Here is a 19,287-nt window from a genome sequence, read left to right as displayed (position 1 = left end):
GTTCCGCGGAATTGGATACTAGAGGAGGAGCAACGATGCTGGGCCGGCTCAATCATGTCGCGATCGCGGTCAGGGACGCCGAGAAGGCGGCCAAAATCTATGGCGGCGCGTTCGGCGCTGAAATCTCCGGCGCGGTGCCGCTGCCGGAGCATGGCGTCATCACCGTGTTCGTGACGCTGCCCAACACCAAGATCGAGTTCATCCAGCCGCTCGGCGACGCCTCACCGATCGCCAAATTCGTCGAGCGCAACGCCGACGGTGGCATCCATCACATCTGCTACGACGTGCCCGATATCATTGCGGCGCGCGACAAGCTGATCAGCGAGGGGGCGCGCGTGCTCGGTGACGGCGTGCCGAAGATCGGCGCCCATGGCAAGCCGGTGCTGTTTTTCCATCCGAAGGATTTTTCCGGCGCGCTCGTCGAAATCGAACAGGCCTGAACCCTCATGGTCTACAACATCTCGACGATGTTCGCGATCTACTTCGTATTGTGGTGGATCGTGCTGTTCGTGACGCTGCCATTCGGCGTGCGCAGCCAGCACGAGGACGGCGAGGGCGCCCCCGGCACCGACCCCGGCGCGCCGGTTTTGGCGCGGATGGGCCGCAAGCTGATCTGGACCACGATCATATCGGCGGTCATTTTTGCGATCGCGATGTGGGCCTATTATCAGGGATTCCTTAATATCGAGCGGCTGGCCAAGCTGATGGGGACGCCGTTCTAGGGGCAATTTGAGTACCTCAATGCATACAGGCGGCGCGGCGAAGCCAAGCGTTAGCGTGCCGGGAGAACATGAATGAGTTTCCAACGCATCATGATCGCGCTGGTGATCCTGCTCGCCGCCGGCCTTGGCGGGTCGTTCTACATGAACTGGAAGACGCTGAACCAGCTTCGAACGGTGAAAGCCTTCGTCGAGCAGGCGGTCTTTCCCGACGCCGTCGTGGCCTGCGAGAAAGCACAGAGCTCGACGCCGTTCAAATGGACCGGCGGCAAACAGACCGCGGCGATCGGCCTGAATGCGGTCAAGCTCAACAAGGACACGATCATCGCGAGCTACACGCTCGTCGCCGACAGCGTCTACTGCGACTACGATCCGATCAAGAAAAAGGCTGACATCGGTTCCAACTTCCTCGAGCGGGACTGAAGCCGAACTTCACGCGCCAGCAACCGGAGGCGACGACCGATGACCGCACAAGGGCGAGTGTTGGATATCCCCCGGCCGGACCAATACCGAATTCTGCGGGAAGCCGATCTGCGCGACTACCTTGCGCAGCTTCCCACGATCGCAAGCCAGCTTGGCGGTGTGCCGGCAGCGTGGTCGATCAGCGAGGTCGGCGACGGCAACCTCAACCTCGTCTTCATCGTGCGCGGCGGGGCTGGCAGCATCGCCGTCAAGCAGGCGCTGCCCTATGTGCGGCTGGTCGGCGAGAGCTGGCCGCTGCCGCTGTCGCGCTCGCACTACGAACATCTGGCGCTCACCCATCAGGCCCGGCTGGCGCCCGCCCTGGTGCCGGCGGTGCTCCACCACGATGCGGCGCTTGCCCTGATCGCGATGGAGTTTCTCGAGCCGCATATCATCATGCGCAAGGGGCTGGTGGCCGGAACCAGTTATCCGCGGTTCGTCGAAGACATCACGAATTTTCTGGCGCGAACGCTGTTCTTCAGCTCCGATCTTGCGGTCCCCGCCGCGGAGAAGAAGGAGGGCATTGCCGCCTTTGCCGGCAATCATGCGCTGTGCAAGATCACCGAGGATCTGATCTTCACCGATCCCTACCGCGTCGCCGAACAGAACCGCTGGACACAGCCCTGGCTGGATGCGACCGCGGCGCGCTTTCGCGGCGACCTCGATCTTCATGTCGCGATCTCCAGGCTCAAGCTGAAGTTCATGGCCTCGCCGGAAGCGCTGATTCACGGCGACCTCCATACCGGCTCGATCATGGTGACCGAGCGCGAGACGAAGGTGATCGATCCCGAATTCGCGTTCTATGGGCCGATGGGATTCGATATCGGCGCCGTCATCGCAAATCTCCTCATGGGCTATCTGGCCTCCAGCGGCCACGAAACCTCGCCCGGCGATCGGCGCGCCTTCGAAGCGTGGCTGCTGCAGACGGTCGAGGGCGTATGGGCGGAATTTGCGCGAAAATTCGTCGGGTTGTGGCGCACCGAAGCGAAGGGCGATGCCTATCCGGCATCGCTGTTTGCCGGCGCGGATGGTGCTGTTCGCCTCGAGGCCGAACGGCAGGCCTACATGGCGCGATTGTTCGGCGACACCGTCGGGTTTGCCGCGGCAAAGATCATCCGCCGCATCCTCGGTCTCGCGCACAATATCGATTTCGAGCTGATCGAGGAGCCGAAGCTTCGCGCCGTCTGCGAAGCGCGAAGCCTGCGCCTGGCGCGGGCGATGATGGTGGATGCTGCGAAATATCCCACCATCGGGTCGATAACAAAGACAGCACAGCTGCTGCGCGACTGGCAGCCCGATTTCGGTGGGTGAGGGCAAGCGGCCGGCTAGGGCGTGATCTACTACCGCTTTCGGCGGATTGCGGACTTGGCCGGACTTGCTGCTGGCTCGACCCGGTCGCGAATGATCCAAAGCGGACATCCTCTCCTGCCTGAAGCGGGTTCATATCAAAGATGTGCACATTGACTAAGGAGAAGACGGAATGTTGGCCTCAAGACATTGGATGTTAGTAATTTGCATAACAATGTTGAATATTGCTTTGACATATCCTGCATTTGCCAAATCAGCGATCTTAGAGCAGTTGAAGTTCGACACTAATCCTGCGCCGGATGTTGCGCCGGTAAAGATCACAGCAACCTTGTATCTGCCGCAATCCGATAAGTCGGTAGCGGCAATGGTGATCATAAATAGTTCCGGTGGCGTTCTTGACCAGATCGAAGGTCACTATGCGCGCAGCATTTCGCAAAACGGCATTGCCGCGCTGGTCGTCGACAGCTTCAGGCCGCGCAAGGTTTTGAACACCAACGAGAACCAAGAGCTCGTTAATTCGTGGGTGATGGAAAATGATGCCTTTGCGGCACTGGCTGAGTTAAAGAAAGATAAGCGCATCGATCCAACTCGGATCGGCATCATGGGCGTATCGAAAGGAGGGTTGGTGGCACAAAATTCTGCCATGATGGTTCGTCGGGAATTGCGTCGGACTGGCAGCTTAGCGTTCGCGCTGCACGTTCCGATTGTTCCTGATTGTGTAGGTCAATTTCGGAACGCCGCGACGACGGGGCGACCGATCTTTTACATGGTTGCTGAGCTTGACGATCTAACTCCTGCAAAACCTTGCGTCGAGTACGCAGATCGAATGAAGGCTGCAGGAAACTCAAGAGTGTCGATAAAAATTTATCCCGGCCAACATCATGCTTGGGAACTCAGTGGTCCGGTCATTCACATGAAAAAGAGCGAGAACTATTCAGCTTGCGCAGCGATGATCGAAGACAACGGTGATCGGACGATGAAGGCGAATAACAAATCTATCGGCGGATGGAACGTTGGGAAATGGATGAAGCAGAATTGCATCACGCGCGGTGCTCACGTGGGCGGGGGCACCGAGAAGCAGAAGAAACAAGCGACCGATGATCTGATAGCGTTTCTCAAACAGAACGGCTTCTGAGAGGTGATCAAGTAGCGGTAGCGATGTTCAATCCACTTGGCACTTAGCGGACATGACGGTCCGCGCAGACGATGTCGACCCATCGACGCCATACGGACTTCAGCAACAAGTCCGCCGTCGGCAGATTTATGGGTTCACGGCCCGGAAACGCCGCCGTCATTCAACCGACCGTTCCCGCAGCTTCTGCGCATACACATTGATCACCAGCGCCGCGAGCAGGATCAGGCCGCGGATCAGGATCTTCAGAAAACTGTCGATGTTGACGTGGTCGAGGCCGTTGTTGAGGACGCCGAGCACGAACAGGCCGACGACGGTGTTGCCGATGCCGCCGCGGCCGCCGAACAGGCTGGTGCCGCCGACCACGACGGCGGCGATCGAATCGAGCAGGTAGGTGTCGAACTCGTTCTGCTGCGCGCTGCCGAAATGGGCGACGCCGAGCATGCCGCCGATGCCCGAGCAGACCGCCGCGATCACCATCACGCTGCCGAGGATGAGCTTGACGTTGAGCCCGGAATATTCCGCCGCCTCGCGGTTGCCGCCGACCATGTAGACGTAGCGGCCGAAGCGCGTGTAGGTCAGCACCAGATGGCCGCCGAGCAGCATCAGCGCGGCCACGATCACGATCCATGGGATGCCGCCGATCGACCCCGATCCGAGCGTCGTGATCACGTCGGGCACCTTGTAGGCGATCTGGCCGCGCACCAGCAGCGCGGAAATGCCCGCGGCGATCTGCATCATCGCCAGCGTCATGATGAAGGAGGGAATGCCGATCACGGTGAGCCCGAACGCATTGACGACACCGAGCAGGGCACAGAGCGCGAGCGCCAGCATCACCGCCGCCCAACCGGGCATCGGGACGTTGGCGATGTTCACGTAGGATTCCTGCAGGGTGAAATAGGCGACCGCGATGCCGGTGACGTTGGCGATACTGGCGATCGACAGGTCGATCTCGGCGCACAGGATCACGAAGGTAAGGCCGACGGCGATGATGCCGGTCACCGAAACCTGGGTCAGGATATTGCCGAAATTGTCGAGCGTCGCAAACGATGGACTGGCGGCGGCAAAAAAGCCGGTCAGGCAGATCAGCGTCAGGAACGGCGCGATGTTGCGCATCTGCGAGCGCAGGAACCTGCCGACGCTGTGCGGCCGCTTGCGATCCGCCGGGACTGTCGCGCCTTCACTTGCCATTCAAGTTTCTCCTCAAGCCGCTTGCAGCAGGCGGTCCTTGCTGACCATCTCATGAGCGAATTCGCGCACCACCGCGCCGCGCTTGAGGACGATGATGCGGTCGGCCAGCGACAGCACCGTCTCCGGTTCGGTCGAAAGCACGATCACGGCCAGTCCCTTGGCGCGCAGTTCCCTGATGATGTTGATGACGTCGTTCTTGGCGCCGACGTCCATGCCCCGCGTCGGCTCGCACAGCACGAGCAGGCGCGGTGGATAGCTCAGCCATTTCGCCAGCGCCACCTTCTGCTGGTTGCCGCCGGACAGCATGCCGAGTTCGAGGTCGACGGCCGCGGGCCTGATCTGCAATTGCTCGACCTGCCGCGCGGCGATCGACCGCTCGCGTGCCGGCTTGAGCAGCAGCGCGGAAATCCGGCCCAGCACGCTGATCGAGATGTTCTTGTAGACCGGCTCCTGGTGGAACAGCATGGCGCGGCGGCTTTCGGGGACGAAGGCGACGCCGGCGCGCCGCGCCGCCGCCGTGCTGGCGAAGGTCTTGGGTTCGCCGCCTACGATCAACGTGCCGCGGTCGGGCTTGATCTTGCCGAACAGGATCCGCGCCAGCTCGAGCTGCCCGCAGCCCATGAAGCCGTAGATGCCCAAAACTTCACCGCCGCGGGCCTCGAACGAGACGTCCTGCAGGCTGCGGGCGAGCGTGAGTTCGTCCGCCTTCAGCACCGCCGGACGATCGGTCGGCGGCGGCAGCATGATGTCGTCGGTATAGGTCTCGCCCAGCGCCTCGCTGCCCTTGCCGATCATGGCCTCGATCAGCGCGGCCTTGCTGGTCGCGGCGGATTCCGTCTCGGCGACTTTCCGTCCGTTGCGGAACACCGTCACGGTGTCAGAGACGCGCAAAATGTCCTCGATGAAATGAGAGATGAAGACGATGGCGCAACCCTCGTCGCGCAGCCGCCGCAGCGTCGCAAACAGCCGCTCGACCTCGGGCGGCGAGAGGGCGGAGGTCGGCTCGTCGAGAATGACGATGCGGGCGCCCGAGAACAGGACGCGGGCGATCTCGATCAACTGCTGCATGCCGATCGGCAGATCGCCGAGCCGCGACATTGGATCGACGTCGATGCCGAATTTGGCGAGTTGCTCGCCGGCCTCGCGCGCCATGCGCCGCCACTGCACGAGGCCGAAGCGGTTGGTCGGCTGGGTGCCGAGAAAAACATTTTCGGCCACCGACAGATCGGGGGCGACGCTCAGCTCCTGATGGACCATGGCGATGCCGGCGGCATGCGCGTCGCGGGTCGAGCGGAAACGGGTGTCCTTCCCATCCAGTGCAAAGCGGCCGGAGAACTCCGCATGCACGCCGGCGATGATCTTCATCAGCGTGCTTTTTCCCGCGCCGTTTTCGCCGACGAGACCGTGGATCTCGCCGGCGAACAACGCAAAATCAACACCCCGAAGCGCCTCGACGCCGCCGAAGGCTTTGGTGATGCCTCGCAGTTCGAGGAGGGGTGAGCGTTGCGGCGTCATCAGACTTCAGATCAGGAAATGATTCTCCATCCACTGCATGCCCGCCGCGTTGGCCTTGGTCACGACCGGGCCGTCCGTTATCACGTGCTTGGGAATACCCTGACCGCTCTTCTCGCCCCCGGTCACCGCGGCGACGCCGGCGACGATGGCGCCGCCATGGATACGGCACGAGGGATTGCGGACGGTTGCGAACATCCGGCCTTCGCTGACCGCCTGGATCGCCGGCGGCATGGCGTCGACGCCGCCAATCAGGATGTTGGTGCGGTTGCGCGCCTTCATGATGTTGTAGGCGGCGAGCGCCATGTCGTCATTGTGGAAGAAGGCGGCGTCGATCTGCGGGTATTTTGTCAGGTAGGTCTCCCATAGGCGCGCCGTCTTTGACACGTCCCAATCCGCCGGCTGGGTGTCGAGCACCTCGATATTCGGGAATTGCTTCACGACGGAGGTAAAACCCTTGGCGCGGCCTTGCGCGCCGGTGTGGCCGAGGGCGCCCTGGGTCATGATGATCTTGCCCTTGCCGCCCATGGCGTTGCAGAGCGCCTGCGTCACCGAAGCGCCCATGAATTCATTGTCGGGGGCGAGGAAGGAGTGGACGCTGATCTGGTCGAGCGGCGCGATCAGCGTGTCCATGTCGATGACCGGGGTGCCGGCGCTGATCATCTTCTGCACCGGCTGGGTCAGGGTGCCGATGCCGAACGCCTGGATGGCGACGAAATCCCATTTCTGCGACGCCATGTTGTCGATCGCGGCGCGCTGCTTGACGGCGTCGAGCTGGCCGTCGAACCAGGTGACCTCGACGTTGAACAGCTTGCCCCACCATTCCGCGGCCTGCTTGCCCTGCGCGCACCAGGTGGCCTGCAGGCCGGCGTTGGAGAACGCGGCCTTCAGCGGTTTTTCGGAACGTGCGGCCTGCGCGAGCGCCGGGCTTAACCCCAAACCGCCGAACAGCGCGCTCGCTGCGCCGGCGAACGCCGCCGACTGAAGAAGGTCACGCCTGGTCGTAGAGGATTTGTCCGTCCCTGACATTGCTTGCTCCCTCGCTTTCATTTTTATGACCGAGGGCGTTACACGCACCGCGGATGCCCACAGTGTCTCACACTCGCCGCGCACGCGCCACCCGTTCGCTGATCACGTCATTGCTGAGGGTGCGGAATCGATCAAGCAAGTTGAACGGAAGCGGTCCTAGCTTGTGCGCTGCAAGACCAACTGCTCGATCTCGTCGAGCAATTTCCGCCATGCAGCATCGATCTCAGGCGACCAGTCCTGATCGAGGATTTCGCGCAGGGTCTCGGCGATCACACCGAAGAATGCGATGAACAGGTCGCGCGGCGTGCCGTAGGCGTCGTGCGAGGAAATCTCGCACTCGATCATGCGGAAATGGCCGGTGCGGGGACCTGCGAAATCCAGGATCGCATCGATCGTCAGCGCCAGCATCGAGCCCTTGACGAGTTCGCTGCCCTCGGTCCGGAACATCGTGTGTGTTTCGGGATGTTCGCTGTGCAGGCGCGCATACACCAATGGCGTCAGGTCCGCGCAGCGGCTGGCTGCGATCTCAAAGCTTCGCAGAATCGGATTGGGCGCGATCATGAGGGCGTACGCGGTTCGGAGATTCTTCGAACGACTTTAAAGAGGGCGATCATCGAAAAAAAAGAGCAGGGCACGGAGCCCTGCTCAAAAATTGTGTCGACCCTTTTACCTCGAAAATTTGGGTTTGATCTTGATTGACGAGGCGACGCTGCTTGTGCGCGTCAGGGCTCCTCCCGAGACTTGGACCACCAGACTTCAACCTTTCGGCCAGCCTGAGCCAGCACGTGTAGACTATCTTTTTCCCCTTGTCACCATTTTCAGCAACGATTGTTCAAAATTCTATCAATCTGCGAAATGATTGGAATTTCACCACTATTCCTTGTGGCGGAGGGGCAGTACCCGCGGCGGGTCACGGGCGCGGAGGGCCGGAATCGCCGCCTCAATCGGCTGGAACGCATCGGAAACGCCGGTATTTGCGCAACACAAGCGGATAAACCGCAAAACCCGATCTCGACTTCGAACGCTCCCGGTGATTAGTTCTCGTTCCGGATGGGTTTGCGATGCGCGCGCGGCTGAAAAATTTCCTACCCATAGTCCTGATCGCCCTGATGGTGCAGATTTTCGCACCGATCGGCGCGTGCTGGGCGGCCAGCATCGCGGCCTCCGACCCGCTTGCCGCGGCCGTGATCTGTCATGGCAATGCAGACGTCCCCACCGGACAGAGCGACCAGACCGGGCATCGCGCGCACGATGGCTGCTGTTCGGTCTGCAGCGTGCTTCACACCGGTGCGCCGGTCGACGCGCCGCAAACCACCAACGCCATCGTCATCGAACGCCAGCACGCGCGCGTGGTCTGGGTCGAATTCACAACGGACCGCTTCGGTTCCCGCGCCGGCTCGCACGCGCAAGCGCGCGCGCCACCTTCTATTTCCTGACCTTTCGAACATCCGAACGATCGGTGCGGCTTCGGCTGCGCTGATCGCTGCAGTTCATTAACCGGCCGCTAGAGCCGGCGTCAGGAATACCACATGTTTCGCTATCATTTGCCCGCGCGCGCGCTTGCTTGCGCCGCCGTCTTTGCATCCGTTCCGGCGGGTGCTCAAACCAATACGCAAAGTTCGCTTCCGCCCGTCACCGTGGATGCCCCAACGCCGCAGCGGACAGTTTCAGCCCGTGCTCCGCAGCGCAGTGCGGCGCGCACGGCGCGTGCGTCTCGCGTCCGACATCCGTCCCCGGTTGCGCCGCCGGTTGCAAGCGAACCGGCGAGGGGACCGGCGCTGACGGTCCTTACGGTGCAACAGGCGATCCGCGATATTCAGCAGACCCCGGGCGGCGTGGCGCTCGTTCCGGCCGAGGCCTACCGGAATTCGACCGTCGCCAATACGATCAAGGATGTTCTCGATTACGTCCCCGGCGTCTTCGCGCAGCCCAAATGGGGTGACGATACCAGGCTCTCGATTCGCGGTTCCGGCCTGTCGCGCAACTTCCATCTGCGCGGCGTCCAGCTCTACATGGACGGGATCCCGATCAACACCGCTGACGGCTATGGCGATTTTCAGGAAATCGATCCGACCGCCTACAAATATGTCGAAGTCTTCAAAGGCGGCAACGCGTTGCGGTTTGGCGCGAACTCGCTGGGCGGGGCCATCAATTTCGTCACGCCCACCGGGCGCGACCCGTTCGTGAACGGCGTCAGTGTCGATGGCGGTGCTTTCGGGTTTCGCCGGCTGCAGGCCAACGCGGGCGGCGCCAACGGGCCCTGGGACGGTTTCGTGACTGCATCGACCCAGGCGGCGGACGGCTTTCGCGATCACAGCAACGGCAGTGCCACGCGCGTCAGCGGCAATGTGGGCTACCAGTTCTCACCCGATTTCGAGACACGGTTCTATGTGAACGCCAATCAGGTCCGGCAGCGCATCCCCGGCACCGTTACCAAGGCATCGGCACTCACGTCACCCGAGACGGCGGCACCCAACAACATCCTGATGGACCAGCAGCGCAACATCGATACGGTGCGGCTGGCGAACAAGACCACCATCCGGTTCGAGGACACGATCGTTGATTTCGGCGTGTTCGGCGTCGACCGCCATTTGATGCATCCGATCTTCCAATGGCTGGACTATCGCTACAAGGATTACGGCGGCTTTGCCCGCGTCACCGACGATCGCAACATCGGCGGCTACCGCAACGTTCTCGTGGCCGGCGTCAATGTCATCAACGGCAGCATCGACAACCAGCAATTTGCCAATATCGCCGGACAGAAGGGAGCGCTGCTGTCCTCGTCGGTCGACAAATCCCAGAACACCTCGGTCTATATCCAGGACTCGTTTTACTTCCTGCCGAACGTCGCGGCCGTCGCCGGTACGCAGTTCCTGTACGCCACGCGCGATCGTCGCGACCGTTTCTTAAACGATGGAGATCAGTCGGGCCGGACGGAATTCAATCTGTGGAGCCCCAAAGCCGGCCTGCTGTGGGACATCGATCCGACCTGGCAGGCCTACGCCAACATCTCGCGCAGCGCCGAAGTGCCGAGCTTCGGCGAAAGCGCGAATGTACCGGGCGTCGCGGTCATCCCATTCACCAGCATCCGGCCGCAACGCGCGACCACCTATGAAATCGGCACCCGCGGGCGGCGCCCAGATTTGACCTGGGAACTGACCGGCTATCGCGCCGACATCAAGGACGAACTGCTGTGCCTCTACAGCGCGTTTGGCAATTGTAACGTGACCAACGCCAATCGGACCTACCATCAGGGAATTGAAGCCGGCTTGGGCGCAGCTGTCGTCAAGGGGCTGTTCGTCCCGGGTAGCGCGCCAGACAAGGTCTGGGTGAACCTTGCCTACACTTTCAACGATTTCCGCTTCGACAACGATCCCGTCTTCGGAAACAACCAGTTGCCCGGCGCGCCGCGTCATTACCTGCGGGCCGAACTGCTCTACAAGCATCCGACGGGAATCTATGTCGGCCCCAACGTCGAGTGGGTACCGGAATCCTACTACGTGGACAGCGCCAATACGCTAAAGACGTCGGCCTATGCGATCGTCGGGTTGAAGGCGGGCGTCGACAATGGCGGCACCTATTCGATGTATATCGAGGCGCGGAACATCGCCAACAAGGCCTACATCAGTTCGGCCAGCATCACCGACCGGGCCAATCCGAACCTGCCGTTATTCGAGCCCGGCACTGGCCGTGCCGTGTACGCGGGCGTAAAAGCGCGGTGGTGATTGATTGCGACTCCCGGCGCGCGCACCTTGCGCCGGGGGAATTCGAGACGCCGTTTGCGGGCGCGAGCCGCAAAAGAAAACCAAGGAAAATCCGATGAATTCTTTCTCTCGTACCGTTGCCTGCGTCGCTTTCGTGGCCGCGCTTTTCACCGCTCCCTTGCACGCCCAAGAGGCCAAGGTTGGCGATCTCGTGATCACGCAAGCCTGGAGCCGCGCCACACCGGGCGGTGCCAAGATCGCGGGTGGATACCTCACCATCGAGAACAAGGGGCAGGCGCCTGATCGGCTGATCAAGGGCGCGGCCGATATCTCCGGCAAGATCGAGGTCCACGAGATGGCGATGAACAACGGCGTGATGACGATGCGCTCGCTCGACAAGGGGCTCGCCATCGAACCCGGCAAGACCGTAAAACTCGCGCCGGGCGGCTATCATCTGATGCTGATGGATCTCAAGGGCCCGCTCAAGCAGGGCGACAAGGTGCCGGTAACGCTCGAGTTCGAAAAGGCGGGCAAGGTGACGCTATCGCTCGACGTGCAGGGCGTCGGCGCCCAGGCGCCAGCGCATGATCATTCGGGTCATTCCGGCATGAAGAAGTAATGGCGATGGAAAGCGTTCGCCGTTCAGAGCCAGGCTGCTCGCGCCTGATGCGGCGGGCGTCCGATTCAATTTAGCATGAATATTTGAGGCCAAAAATGTCGAAGCCAGGTCTACTAGTCGCCGTCGCAGCCCTCTGCGCCGCGTCTTCCGCCAACGCGCACGTGACGTTGGAGAAGCGCGAGGCGGCCGTCGGCAGTTATTACAAGGCGGTATTCGCCGTGCCACATGGTTGCGCGGGATCGGCCACCGTCAAAATCCGGGTGCAAATCCCCGAAGGCGTGATCAGCGTCAAGCCGATGCCGAAGACTGGCTGGACTCTCGAGACGACAAAGGGAAAATACGCCGCCGAATACGAATATCACGGCAGCAAATTCTCCGAAGGCGTCAAGGAAGTGTCCTGGAGCGGGGGCAAACTTGCCGACGACAATTACGACGAATTCGTCATGGCAACCTTCCTCACCGGCGGCCTGAAGCCGAACACGACGCTGTATTTTCCGGTGGTGCAGGAATGCGAGAAGGGGGTTAGCCGCTGGATCGATATTCCGAAGGCCGGGGCCGGGTCGCATAGTCATGACGGCTCGTCACCGGCACCGGGCCTCAAGCTGATTTCGAGGCCGTAAATTCGATGTTACGCGCCATCGCAGCCGTCGCGGCACTGCTGGTGGCGCTCTGTCTTGCAACGGAAGCGTTTGCGCATGCGTCGCTGGTGGCTGCCGAACCTGCCGATGGCAGCGTCGTGGCCGAGGCGCCAAAGACCGTGCAATTGCAGTTCAACGAAAGCGTCACACCCGCTGTCGTCAACCTGATCGATGCTGGGGGCAAGACGCGCGCCGTCACGGTTCGCGCGGTCGACCAATCCGTCGTGATCGTGTTGCCTGATGATCTGCCGCGCGGGACGCAGGTCGTCAGCTATCGCGTGGTTTCCCAGGACGGGCATCCCGTCGCGGGATCGCTGGTGTTTTCGATCGGCGTCGTGACGGCCAGCGCTGCCAGGTCGAATGGCGGCCCGGTTACGATCCTGATCTGGCTGGCCCGCATCGGGGTTTATGTCGGCTTGTTCGCAGGCGTCGGCGGCGCGTTCTTTGCCGTATGGATCGGGCAGGGCGGTGCGCGGGTGATCACGGGCGCGCTTGCCGTCGGTGTCGCGAGCGCCGTCGCCTCGCTTGGCCTGCAGGGTCTCGACTTGCTCGATCGTCCGCTCGGCGGGCTGGCGACAGCAGCGCCATGGACCAGCGCGCTCGGAACCAGCCTCGGGCCGTCGCTGCTGATTGCGATCGCGTCGATGGTCATCGCCTGGTTTGCGTGGCGCAGCCCGACCGGGATGACCGCCCGGGTATTGACTGTTCTTGCGCTGGCAGGCGCCGGGCTGTCGCTGGCAACGAGCGGGCACGCCGCAACGGCGTCTCCGAAATCGCTGACGGCGCCGGCGATGTTCATCCATGGCGTTGCCATCGCCTTTTGGGTCGGCGCACTCGCGCCCCTTGCGGTGCTGGCGCGCCAATCAACGGCCGCGATGGTGCCGGTGCTGCAACGGTTCTCGCGCCTGGCCGTGCCGGTCGTCGGTTTTCTGGTGTTGAGCGGACTGGGTCTGGCAATCGTCCAGCTTGAGAGTTTTCGTGCGCTGATCGACACCCGCTACGGCATTATCCTGCTGGTCAAATTGATACTGGTCACGGTCCTGCTTGGGCTAGCCGCGCTGAACCGGTACCGCCTGACACCAGCCGTGGCGGCCGATCCGCAGAAAGGGCGGTCATTGATCGGCTCGATCCTGATCGAATGCGTCGTGGTGGTGGGTATTCTCGCCGTCGTCGCTGGCTGGCGTTTCACGCCGCCGCCGCGTGTGCTGGCGGCCGCCGCGCAGGCGCCGCTGGCGATCCATATCCACACCGAGACGGCGATGGCTCAGGTGTCGATTTCGCCGGGCAAAGTGGGTTCGGATGATTTTGTCCTGCAATTGCTGACCGGCGACTTCGCCGCGCTATCGGCCAAGGAGGCGACGCTGACGCTGAGCCTGCCGGAGCGCGGTATCGAACCATTCGGGCGTGAGGCGACGCGCGGGCCGGATGGGTCCTGGCACGTGCGCGGCGTGCCGTTGCCGCTCGCCGGCCGCTGGCACATGCGGATCGACGCGCTGGTAACCGATTTCGAGAAAATCACGCTGGAAGGCGACTTCGACGTGCGGTGACGGAGTATGCTGCGTCGCCTCGCCCGCAAGTGCAATCTCGCCGCCAGCATGCGACAAAACAACCCGACGGGCAAATCAGTTCCGGTTTTCGGAAATCATGTCAAGTCCAAAAATTCCGAAAATCAAAAATATTTCTCTTTCCTTCGACCCCAAATCACCGGTTCATTCTTGGCCATCCCGTCCCACTCAGAGGGGCGTCGGCCGTCGTCACGACGAGGGGCGGGTTGCGGTGGACGCAACAGTTGCGATTGACGGTCGCGGCTGATGCGCACGGCGAAAGCGTGTGGTCCTGGCGCCCGTAACGGCGTCAAGTCTTTCGGGAGCCAACGCTTCCGAGGGGCGACAGTGGCAATAGAGGCCGTCTCACCGGGGAGAGCGCGTCATAAGCCGTAAAGCCACTGCGCAGGGAATGTCGGATGTTCTCCGCTGCCCTGTATGCTCGTGTGCAGCATTCTTAGCACAATCGCACACGAGACCGCGGGTGCAGCGCGCATCCGGCATTCCCTGCGCCCTCTGAATTTCGGGGGCGAAAGTAACCTGCAAACCTCGGGCGCAATGCGTCGCGAGAATGCGAAAGCGTGTTTTGAATGATGGTGCAACAACAGTACCGCCGTCGTCCCGGGCTTTGGAGATCTGCGGCAACAACAACCGCCGCGGCGTATGGGTCCCGGCTCAAGGCCGGGACGACGATGCGAGACAGCACCACCTCCCCACCCGCATCATCTTCGGGCATGACGTCCGGAATTTCCTCCGCTAACCTCCCTGCCAACAAAACCAAAATGTCCGGGGAGGACAAGCGTGCATAGAGGGCGTGTGGTATTCGGCGCCATGGATGAGGTCGTGTTCGGACGGCCGGCATCCGAGGTGATCGTCGAGCAGATGGCCCGGCTCGGTGCGGTCAGGGCGTTCCTGATGGTCAGCGGCACGCTCAACCGCGAGACCGACGTGATCAGGAACATTCGCGACATGCTGGGGCCGCGCTGCGTCGGGACGTTCGACGCGATGCCCGCCCATACGCCGCGGGCGGCCGTGATAGCGGCCACCGAACAGGCTCGTGTCGCCAAGGCCGACCTCATCGTCACCATCGGCGGCGGCTCGATCACCGACGGCGCCAAGGCGGTGCAGCTCTGCCTCGCCAATGACATTACGACCGTCGAAGGCATCGACAAAATAAGGGCCGTTGCCGGAGCGCCGCCGCCGATGAACCCGCCGGCGGTGCGGCAGATCAGCGTGCCGACGACGATCGCCGGCGGCGAATTCACCGCCAACGCCGGCGTTACCAACGAGCGGACCAAGGTCAAGGAAGCGCTGCGCCATCGGCTGGTGATGCCGCGCGCCGTGATCCTCGATCCCGCGATCGGCCTGCACACGCCGGAATGGCTGTGGCTGTCGACCGGGATTCGCGCCGTCGACCACTGCGTCGAGGGCATTTGCGCGCGCGAAGCGCATCCCTATGCCGACGCGCAGGCGCTGAAGGGGCTTGCGCTGCTGGCGCAGGCGCTGCCGCGGGTGAAGGCCAATGGCCGCGATCTCGACGCGCGGATGGATTGCCAGATCGGCACCTGGCTCTCGACCGGCCCGCTGGCCGCGGGCGTGCCGATGGGCGCCAGCCACGGCATCGGCTATGTGCTCGGCGCCGAATTCGGCGTGCCGCACGGCCATACGTCGTGCGTGATGCTGCCGAGCGTGATGCGCTGGAACATATCTGTGAATGCCGAGCGCCAGGCGCTGGTATCAGCCGCGATGGGGTATCCGGGCAAGGACGCCAGCGAAGTGCTCGATAATTTCATTCGCGGGCTCGGAATGCCGCGCAGCCTGCGCGAGGTCAAAGTCGGACCCGAGCATTTCGACCGCATCGCACAGCAGGCGATGGCGACACCCTGGGTGCCCCGCAATCCGCGCAAGATCGAAGGGCCGGCACAGGTCCGCGAAATTCTCGAACTGGCAGCCTAGGAGAACGAGACGGAATGTACACCGGCAAGCATGTAAAACTTCGCCCCCTGCAGCCCGCCTTCATCATGGCCGGCACCGGCGAGACCGTCACCTATCGCGAACTCGACGCGCGCTCCAACCGGCTGGCGCATCTGTTCCGGCAGCGTGGCCTGAAGCGGCTCGACCACTATTCGATCTTCATGGAGAACAACAGCCGCTATCTCGAAGCCTGCGGCGCCGGCGAACGCTCGGGCCTCTATTACACCTGCGTGAACTCCTACCTCACCGCGAGCGAGCTTGCCTACATCCTGACCAACAGCCAGTCGCGCATCCTGATCACCTCTCGGGAAAAACTCGATGTCGCGCGCGAGGCGTTGCAGGAATGCCCGCAGGTGGAGCTTTGTATCGTCGCCGATGGCCAAGGAGAAAATTGGCACGAAAGCGACCGCATCGTCGGCCTGCAGCAAGTGACGGCTGGATTGCCGCACACGCCGATCGCGGATGAATGCGTCGGCACCGCAATGCTCTATTCCTCCGGCACCACCGGCCGGCCAAAGGGAATTCTGCGCCCGCTGCCGGAACTGCCGGCCGATCAGAATTTGCCGCTGTTCGATTTCCTGGTGAAGATCTGGCAATACCGCGAGGGCATGATCTATCTGTCGCCGGCGCCGCTCTACCACTCGGCGCCGCAGGCCGCCGTCAACCTGACGATCAAGATGGGCGGCACCGCCATCATCATGGAACGGTTCGATCCCGAACATTATCTCTCGCTGGTCCCGAAATGGGGCATCACGCACACCCAGCTGGTGCCGACGATGTTCTCGCGCATGCTCAAGCTGCCCGAGGAGGCGCGCAACCGATACGATCTGTCGTCGCTCGAGATCGCGATCCATGCCGCAGCGCCCTGTCCGGCGGCGGTCAAGGACGACATCATCAAATGGTGGGGGCCGATCATCCACGAATATTACGGCGCCACCGAAGGGCTCGGCTTTACCTCCTGCAACAGCGAGGAGTGGCTGGCCCATCGCGGCACCGTGGGTAAGGTGCTGCTCGGCGATCTGCATATTCTCGACGAGAACATGCAGGCCGTTCCCGTCGGCACGCCGGGCACGGTGTGGTTCAAGACCGCCACCCCGTTCGAATATTTTTGCGATCCGGCCAAGACAAAGGAAGCTCGCTCGGCGGACGGCAGCATGAGCACGGTGGGCGATGTCGGCTACGTCGACAATGACGGCTTCCTCTATCTCACCGACCGCGCGACGTTCATGATCATCTCCGGCGGCGTCAACATCTACCCGCAGGAATGCGAGAATTTGCTGATCACTCATCCCAAGATCGCGGACGCCGCGGTGTTCGGCGTGCCCAATCCGGATCTGGGCGAGGAAGTAAAGGCGGTGGTGCAGCCGATGCCCGGCGTTTCGCCGGGGCCGGATCTCGCGGAGGAACTGATCGCGTTCTGCAGCCAGTCGCTGTCGCGCCAAAAAGTGCCGCGCTCGATCGATTTCGAGAAAGAGCTGCCGCGGCTGCCCACCGGCAAACTCTACAAGCGCCTGCTGCGCGACCGCTACTGGGGCAACAAGACCTCGCGGATCGTGTGAGCGGCGCTGATCGGCAAACGCGGGGCCGCGTTGATGCGAAATATGAGGGAATGTGACGGCACGAATGCTCGGGTGAGGCATTATGGCGCGATTATCTTGTGTGCGTCGCAACGACGGCGGCAATTGCTGACCCATTTCCGTGCAAATCGCCGCAAAAATCGGGTCAGTTCCACCACACGGACTATTAGTTCGAATTGCCAACATCCGCCCGGACTTGGCCGGTTGCCCGGCAGGATGGTCATGCTATCGTCGGTGGTAATCGGCCATTGAGACCGAACATTCCCGGGAGGGGACACCATGCGGAGCGTGCGAACGCTTGCCGTCGCGGCGTTGTTATTGCTGCCGGCCTACCATGTTGCATCGGCAGGCGAGCCCAAGCAGGGCGGCATTCTCAAGGTCTATCACCGCGACAGCCCGGCCAGCGCCTCGATCCACGAGGAAGCGACCTATTCGGTCAACATTCCCTTCATGCCGGTTTTCAACAACCTCGTGATCTACAAGCAGGACGTCCCGCAGAACTCCATGGAATCGATCGTCCCGGATCTTGCGGAAAGCTGGGCCTGGAGCGGCGACAAGAAGAAGCTCACCTTCAAGCTGCGGCAGGGCGTCAAGTGGCACGACGGCAAGCCGTTCACCGCCGCGGACGTCAAATGCACCTTCGACATGCTGATGGGCAAGTCGCAGCAGAAGTTCCGCAAGAACCCGCGAAAATCCTGGTACGACGAGGTCGTTGACGTCACCACGTCAGGCGATTTCGAGGCGTCGTTCAACCTGAAACGGCCGCAGCCGGCGCTGCTGGCGCTGCTCGCCTCCGGCTATACACCGGTCTATCCCTGCCACGTCTCGGCCGGCGACATGCGTACCAAGCCGACCGGCACCGGTCCGTTCAAGTTCGTCGAGTTCAAGGCCAACGAATCGATCAAGCTGACGCGCAACCCGGATTACTGGAAGAAGGGCCTGCCGTATCTCGACGGCATGGAATTCACCATCATCACCAACCGGTCGACCGCCATTCTCGGCTTTATTTCCGGCCAGTTCGACATGACGTTCCCGACCGAAGTGTCGATCCCGCTGCTCAAGGACGTCAAGAAGCAGTCGCCGAACGCCGTGTGCGTCGTCGAGCCGATCAACGTCTCGACCAACATCATCGTCAACTCGTCCTCGCCGCCGTTTGACAGCCTGGATATCCGCCGCGCGATGGCGCTGGCGATCGACCGCAAGGCGTTCATCTCGATCCTGTTCGAGGGACAGGCGGATATCGGCGGCACCATGCTTCCCGCCCCGGGCGGGTTGTGGGCAATGCCGAAAGAGATGCTGGAGACGATCCCGGGCTACGGCCCCGACATCAACGCCAACCGGGAAGAAGCGCGCAAGCTGATGCAGAAGGCGGGCTTTGGGCCGGACAAGCGGCTCGCGGTCAAGGTCGCAACGCGCAATATTCCGATCTATCGCGACCCCGCCATCATCCTGATCGATCAGCTCAAGAGCATCTATATCGACGGCGAGCTTGACGTGGTCGAGACGGCGAACTGGTTCTCGAAAGTCGCGCGCAAGGATTATGCGCTCGGCCTCAATCTGACCGGCAATGCGGTCGACGATCCCGACCAGTCGTTCTACGAGAACTATTCCTGCGGCTCGGAGCGCAACTACACCAACTACTGCAACAAGGACATCGAAAAGCTGTTCGGCGAGCAATCCCAGGAAACCGACGTCGCCAAGCGCAAGAAAATCGTCTGGGAGATCGACAAGAAGCTGCAGGAAGACGTCGCCCGCCCGATCATCTACCACGGCCGCTCGGGTTCGTGCTGGCAGCCCTACGTCAAGGGCATCACCATCATGGTGAACAGCTCCTATAACGGCTATCGTTACGAGGATGTATGGATGGACAAGTAGCGT

The 19,287-nt window shown here is 62.1% G+C and carries 17 protein-coding genes; 13 read left to right on the top strand and 4 right to left on the bottom strand.

Annotated features, from left to right (window positions below):
* Positions 1-35: 35 nt before the first annotated feature.
* The 5 genes from mce (at position 36) to JQ574_RS22495 (ending at position 3,624) form a co-directional block, all read left to right on the top strand.
* A complete protein-coding gene (mce, locus tag JQ574_RS22515; RefSeq protein ID WP_212208102.1) occupies positions 36-440 on the top strand; it encodes a methylmalonyl-CoA epimerase in 405 nt (134 codons plus the stop codon).
* A gap of 6 nt (positions 441-446) precedes the next feature.
* Positions 447-722 (top strand): DUF1467 family protein, encoded by a 276-nt coding sequence (locus JQ574_RS22510; RefSeq protein WP_212208101.1) that lies wholly within the window; start codon positions 447-449, stop codon positions 720-722.
* A 72-nt stretch (positions 723-794) separates the two neighbouring features.
* The gene (locus JQ574_RS22505) at positions 795-1,142 is read left to right on the top strand and encodes a hypothetical protein (protein ID WP_212208100.1); all 348 of its coding nucleotides are present in this window, start codon (positions 795-797) and stop codon (positions 1,140-1,142) included.
* A 39-nt stretch (positions 1,143-1,181) separates the two neighbouring features.
* Positions 1,182-2,492: an S-methyl-5-thioribose kinase gene (mtnK, locus tag JQ574_RS22500; protein ID WP_212208099.1), complete on the top strand. Its 1,311-nt coding sequence runs from the start codon at positions 1,182-1,184 to the stop codon at positions 2,490-2,492.
* 169 nt (positions 2,493-2,661) lie between these two features.
* A complete protein-coding gene (locus JQ574_RS22495) occupies positions 2,662-3,624 on the top strand; it encodes a dienelactone hydrolase family protein (RefSeq protein ID WP_212208098.1) in 963 nt (320 codons plus the stop codon).
* Between the two features lie 156 nt (positions 3,625-3,780).
* Here the strand turns inward: JQ574_RS22495 and JQ574_RS22490 are convergent, their stop codons facing one another.
* The 4 genes from JQ574_RS22490 to JQ574_RS22475 form a co-directional block, all read right to left on the bottom strand.
* The gene (locus tag JQ574_RS22490; RefSeq protein ID WP_212208097.1) at positions 3,781-4,812 is read right to left on the bottom strand and encodes an ABC transporter permease; all 1,032 of its coding nucleotides are present in this window, start codon (positions 4,810-4,812) and stop codon (positions 3,781-3,783) included.
* A gap of 12 nt (positions 4,813-4,824) precedes the next feature.
* Positions 4,825-6,327 carry a sugar ABC transporter ATP-binding protein gene (locus JQ574_RS22485; RefSeq protein ID WP_212208096.1) on the bottom strand — a complete coding sequence of 501 codons (1,503 nt, stop codon included), beginning with the start codon at positions 6,325-6,327 and terminating at the stop codon, positions 4,825-4,827.
* A gap of 6 nt (positions 6,328-6,333) precedes the next feature.
* Entirely contained in the window at positions 6,334-7,353 is a 1,020-nt protein-coding gene (locus JQ574_RS22480) for a sugar ABC transporter substrate-binding protein (RefSeq protein WP_212208095.1), read from the bottom strand.
* Between the two features lie 156 nt (positions 7,354-7,509).
* Complete coding sequence (locus JQ574_RS22475; protein ID WP_212208094.1) at positions 7,510-7,914, bottom strand: globin; 405 nt, start codon at positions 7,912-7,914, stop codon at positions 7,510-7,512.
* A 500-nt stretch (positions 7,915-8,414) separates the two neighbouring features.
* Between JQ574_RS22475 and JQ574_RS22470 the strand changes: the two genes are divergently transcribed.
* From JQ574_RS22470 to JQ574_RS22435, 8 genes are all read left to right on the top strand, one after another.
* Entirely contained in the window at positions 8,415-8,789 is a 375-nt protein-coding gene (locus tag JQ574_RS22470) for a DUF2946 domain-containing protein (protein WP_212208093.1), read from the top strand.
* 93 nt (positions 8,790-8,882) lie between these two features.
* Positions 8,883-11,078 (top strand): TonB-dependent receptor, encoded by a 2,196-nt coding sequence (locus tag JQ574_RS22465; RefSeq protein WP_212208092.1) that lies wholly within the window; start codon positions 8,883-8,885, stop codon positions 11,076-11,078.
* Between the two features lie 94 nt (positions 11,079-11,172).
* Complete coding sequence (locus JQ574_RS22460) at positions 11,173-11,676, top strand: copper chaperone PCu(A)C (RefSeq protein WP_212208091.1); 504 nt, start codon at positions 11,173-11,175, stop codon at positions 11,674-11,676.
* A gap of 95 nt (positions 11,677-11,771) precedes the next feature.
* Entirely contained in the window at positions 11,772-12,296 is a 525-nt protein-coding gene (locus JQ574_RS22455; protein WP_212208090.1) for a YcnI family protein, read from the top strand.
* Positions 12,297-12,301: 5 nt separating this feature from the next.
* On the top strand, positions 12,302-13,861 hold the full coding sequence (locus JQ574_RS22450; RefSeq protein WP_212208089.1) for a CopD family protein: 1,560 nt from the start codon (positions 12,302-12,304) through the stop codon (positions 13,859-13,861).
* A gap of 798 nt (positions 13,862-14,659) precedes the next feature.
* Positions 14,660-15,814, top strand: a complete 1,155-nt coding sequence (locus JQ574_RS22445) for an iron-containing alcohol dehydrogenase (RefSeq protein WP_212213295.1) — start codon at positions 14,660-14,662, stop codon at positions 15,812-15,814.
* A gap of 14 nt (positions 15,815-15,828) precedes the next feature.
* Positions 15,829-17,391: an AMP-binding protein gene (locus JQ574_RS22440; protein ID WP_212213297.1), complete on the top strand. Its 1,563-nt coding sequence runs from the start codon at positions 15,829-15,831 to the stop codon at positions 17,389-17,391.
* A gap of 297 nt (positions 17,392-17,688) precedes the next feature.
* Complete coding sequence (locus JQ574_RS22435; protein WP_212213299.1) at positions 17,689-19,284, top strand: ABC transporter substrate-binding protein; 1,596 nt, start codon at positions 17,689-17,691, stop codon at positions 19,282-19,284.
* Positions 19,285-19,287: the final 3 nt, after the last annotated feature.

It is taken from the genome of Bradyrhizobium sp. AUGA SZCCT0158 (genome assembly GCF_018130065.1).
Taxonomy (GTDB): Bacteria; Pseudomonadota; Alphaproteobacteria; order Rhizobiales; family Xanthobacteraceae; genus Bradyrhizobium.
Note: the sequence above shows the minus strand (reverse complement) of the source record. Positions and strands in the feature narration are given on the sequence as shown.

Bases quoted from the DNA above. Each gene is read 5' to 3' on its own strand.
- JQ574_RS22465 (WP_212208092.1), top strand. From the start codon at position 8,883: ATGTTTCGCTATCATTTGCCCGCGCGCGCGCTTGCTTGCGCCGCCGTC.
- JQ574_RS22480 (WP_212208095.1), bottom strand. From the start codon at position 7,353: ATGTCAGGGACGGACAAATCCTCTACGACCAGGCGTGACCTTCTTCAG.
- JQ574_RS22435 (WP_212213299.1), top strand. From the start codon at position 17,689: ATGCGGAGCGTGCGAACGCTTGCCGTCGCGGCGTTGTTATTGCTGCCG.
- JQ574_RS22455 (WP_212208090.1), top strand. From the start codon at position 11,772: ATGTCGAAGCCAGGTCTACTAGTCGCCGTCGCAGCCCTCTGCGCCGCG.
- JQ574_RS22485 (WP_212208096.1), bottom strand. From the start codon at position 6,327: ATGACGCCGCAACGCTCACCCCTCCTCGAACTGCGAGGCATCACCAAA.
- JQ574_RS22440 (WP_212213297.1), top strand. From the start codon at position 15,829: ATGTACACCGGCAAGCATGTAAAACTTCGCCCCCTGCAGCCCGCCTTC.
- mtnK (WP_212208099.1), top strand. From the start codon at position 1,182: ATGACCGCACAAGGGCGAGTGTTGGATATCCCCCGGCCGGACCAATAC.
- JQ574_RS22470 (WP_212208093.1), top strand. From the start codon at position 8,415: ATGCGCGCGCGGCTGAAAAATTTCCTACCCATAGTCCTGATCGCCCTG.
- JQ574_RS22505 (WP_212208100.1), top strand. From the start codon at position 795: ATGAGTTTCCAACGCATCATGATCGCGCTGGTGATCCTGCTCGCCGCC.
- mce (WP_212208102.1), top strand. From the start codon at position 36: ATGCTGGGCCGGCTCAATCATGTCGCGATCGCGGTCAGGGACGCCGAG.
- JQ574_RS22475 (WP_212208094.1), bottom strand. From the start codon at position 7,914: ATGATCGCGCCCAATCCGATTCTGCGAAGCTTTGAGATCGCAGCCAGC.
- JQ574_RS22450 (WP_212208089.1), top strand. From the start codon at position 12,302: ATGTTACGCGCCATCGCAGCCGTCGCGGCACTGCTGGTGGCGCTCTGT.
- JQ574_RS22495 (WP_212208098.1), top strand. From the start codon at position 2,662: ATGTTGGCCTCAAGACATTGGATGTTAGTAATTTGCATAACAATGTTG.
- JQ574_RS22510 (WP_212208101.1), top strand. From the start codon at position 447: ATGGTCTACAACATCTCGACGATGTTCGCGATCTACTTCGTATTGTGG.
- JQ574_RS22460 (WP_212208091.1), top strand. From the start codon at position 11,173: ATGAATTCTTTCTCTCGTACCGTTGCCTGCGTCGCTTTCGTGGCCGCG.
- JQ574_RS22490 (WP_212208097.1), bottom strand. From the start codon at position 4,812: ATGGCAAGTGAAGGCGCGACAGTCCCGGCGGATCGCAAGCGGCCGCAC.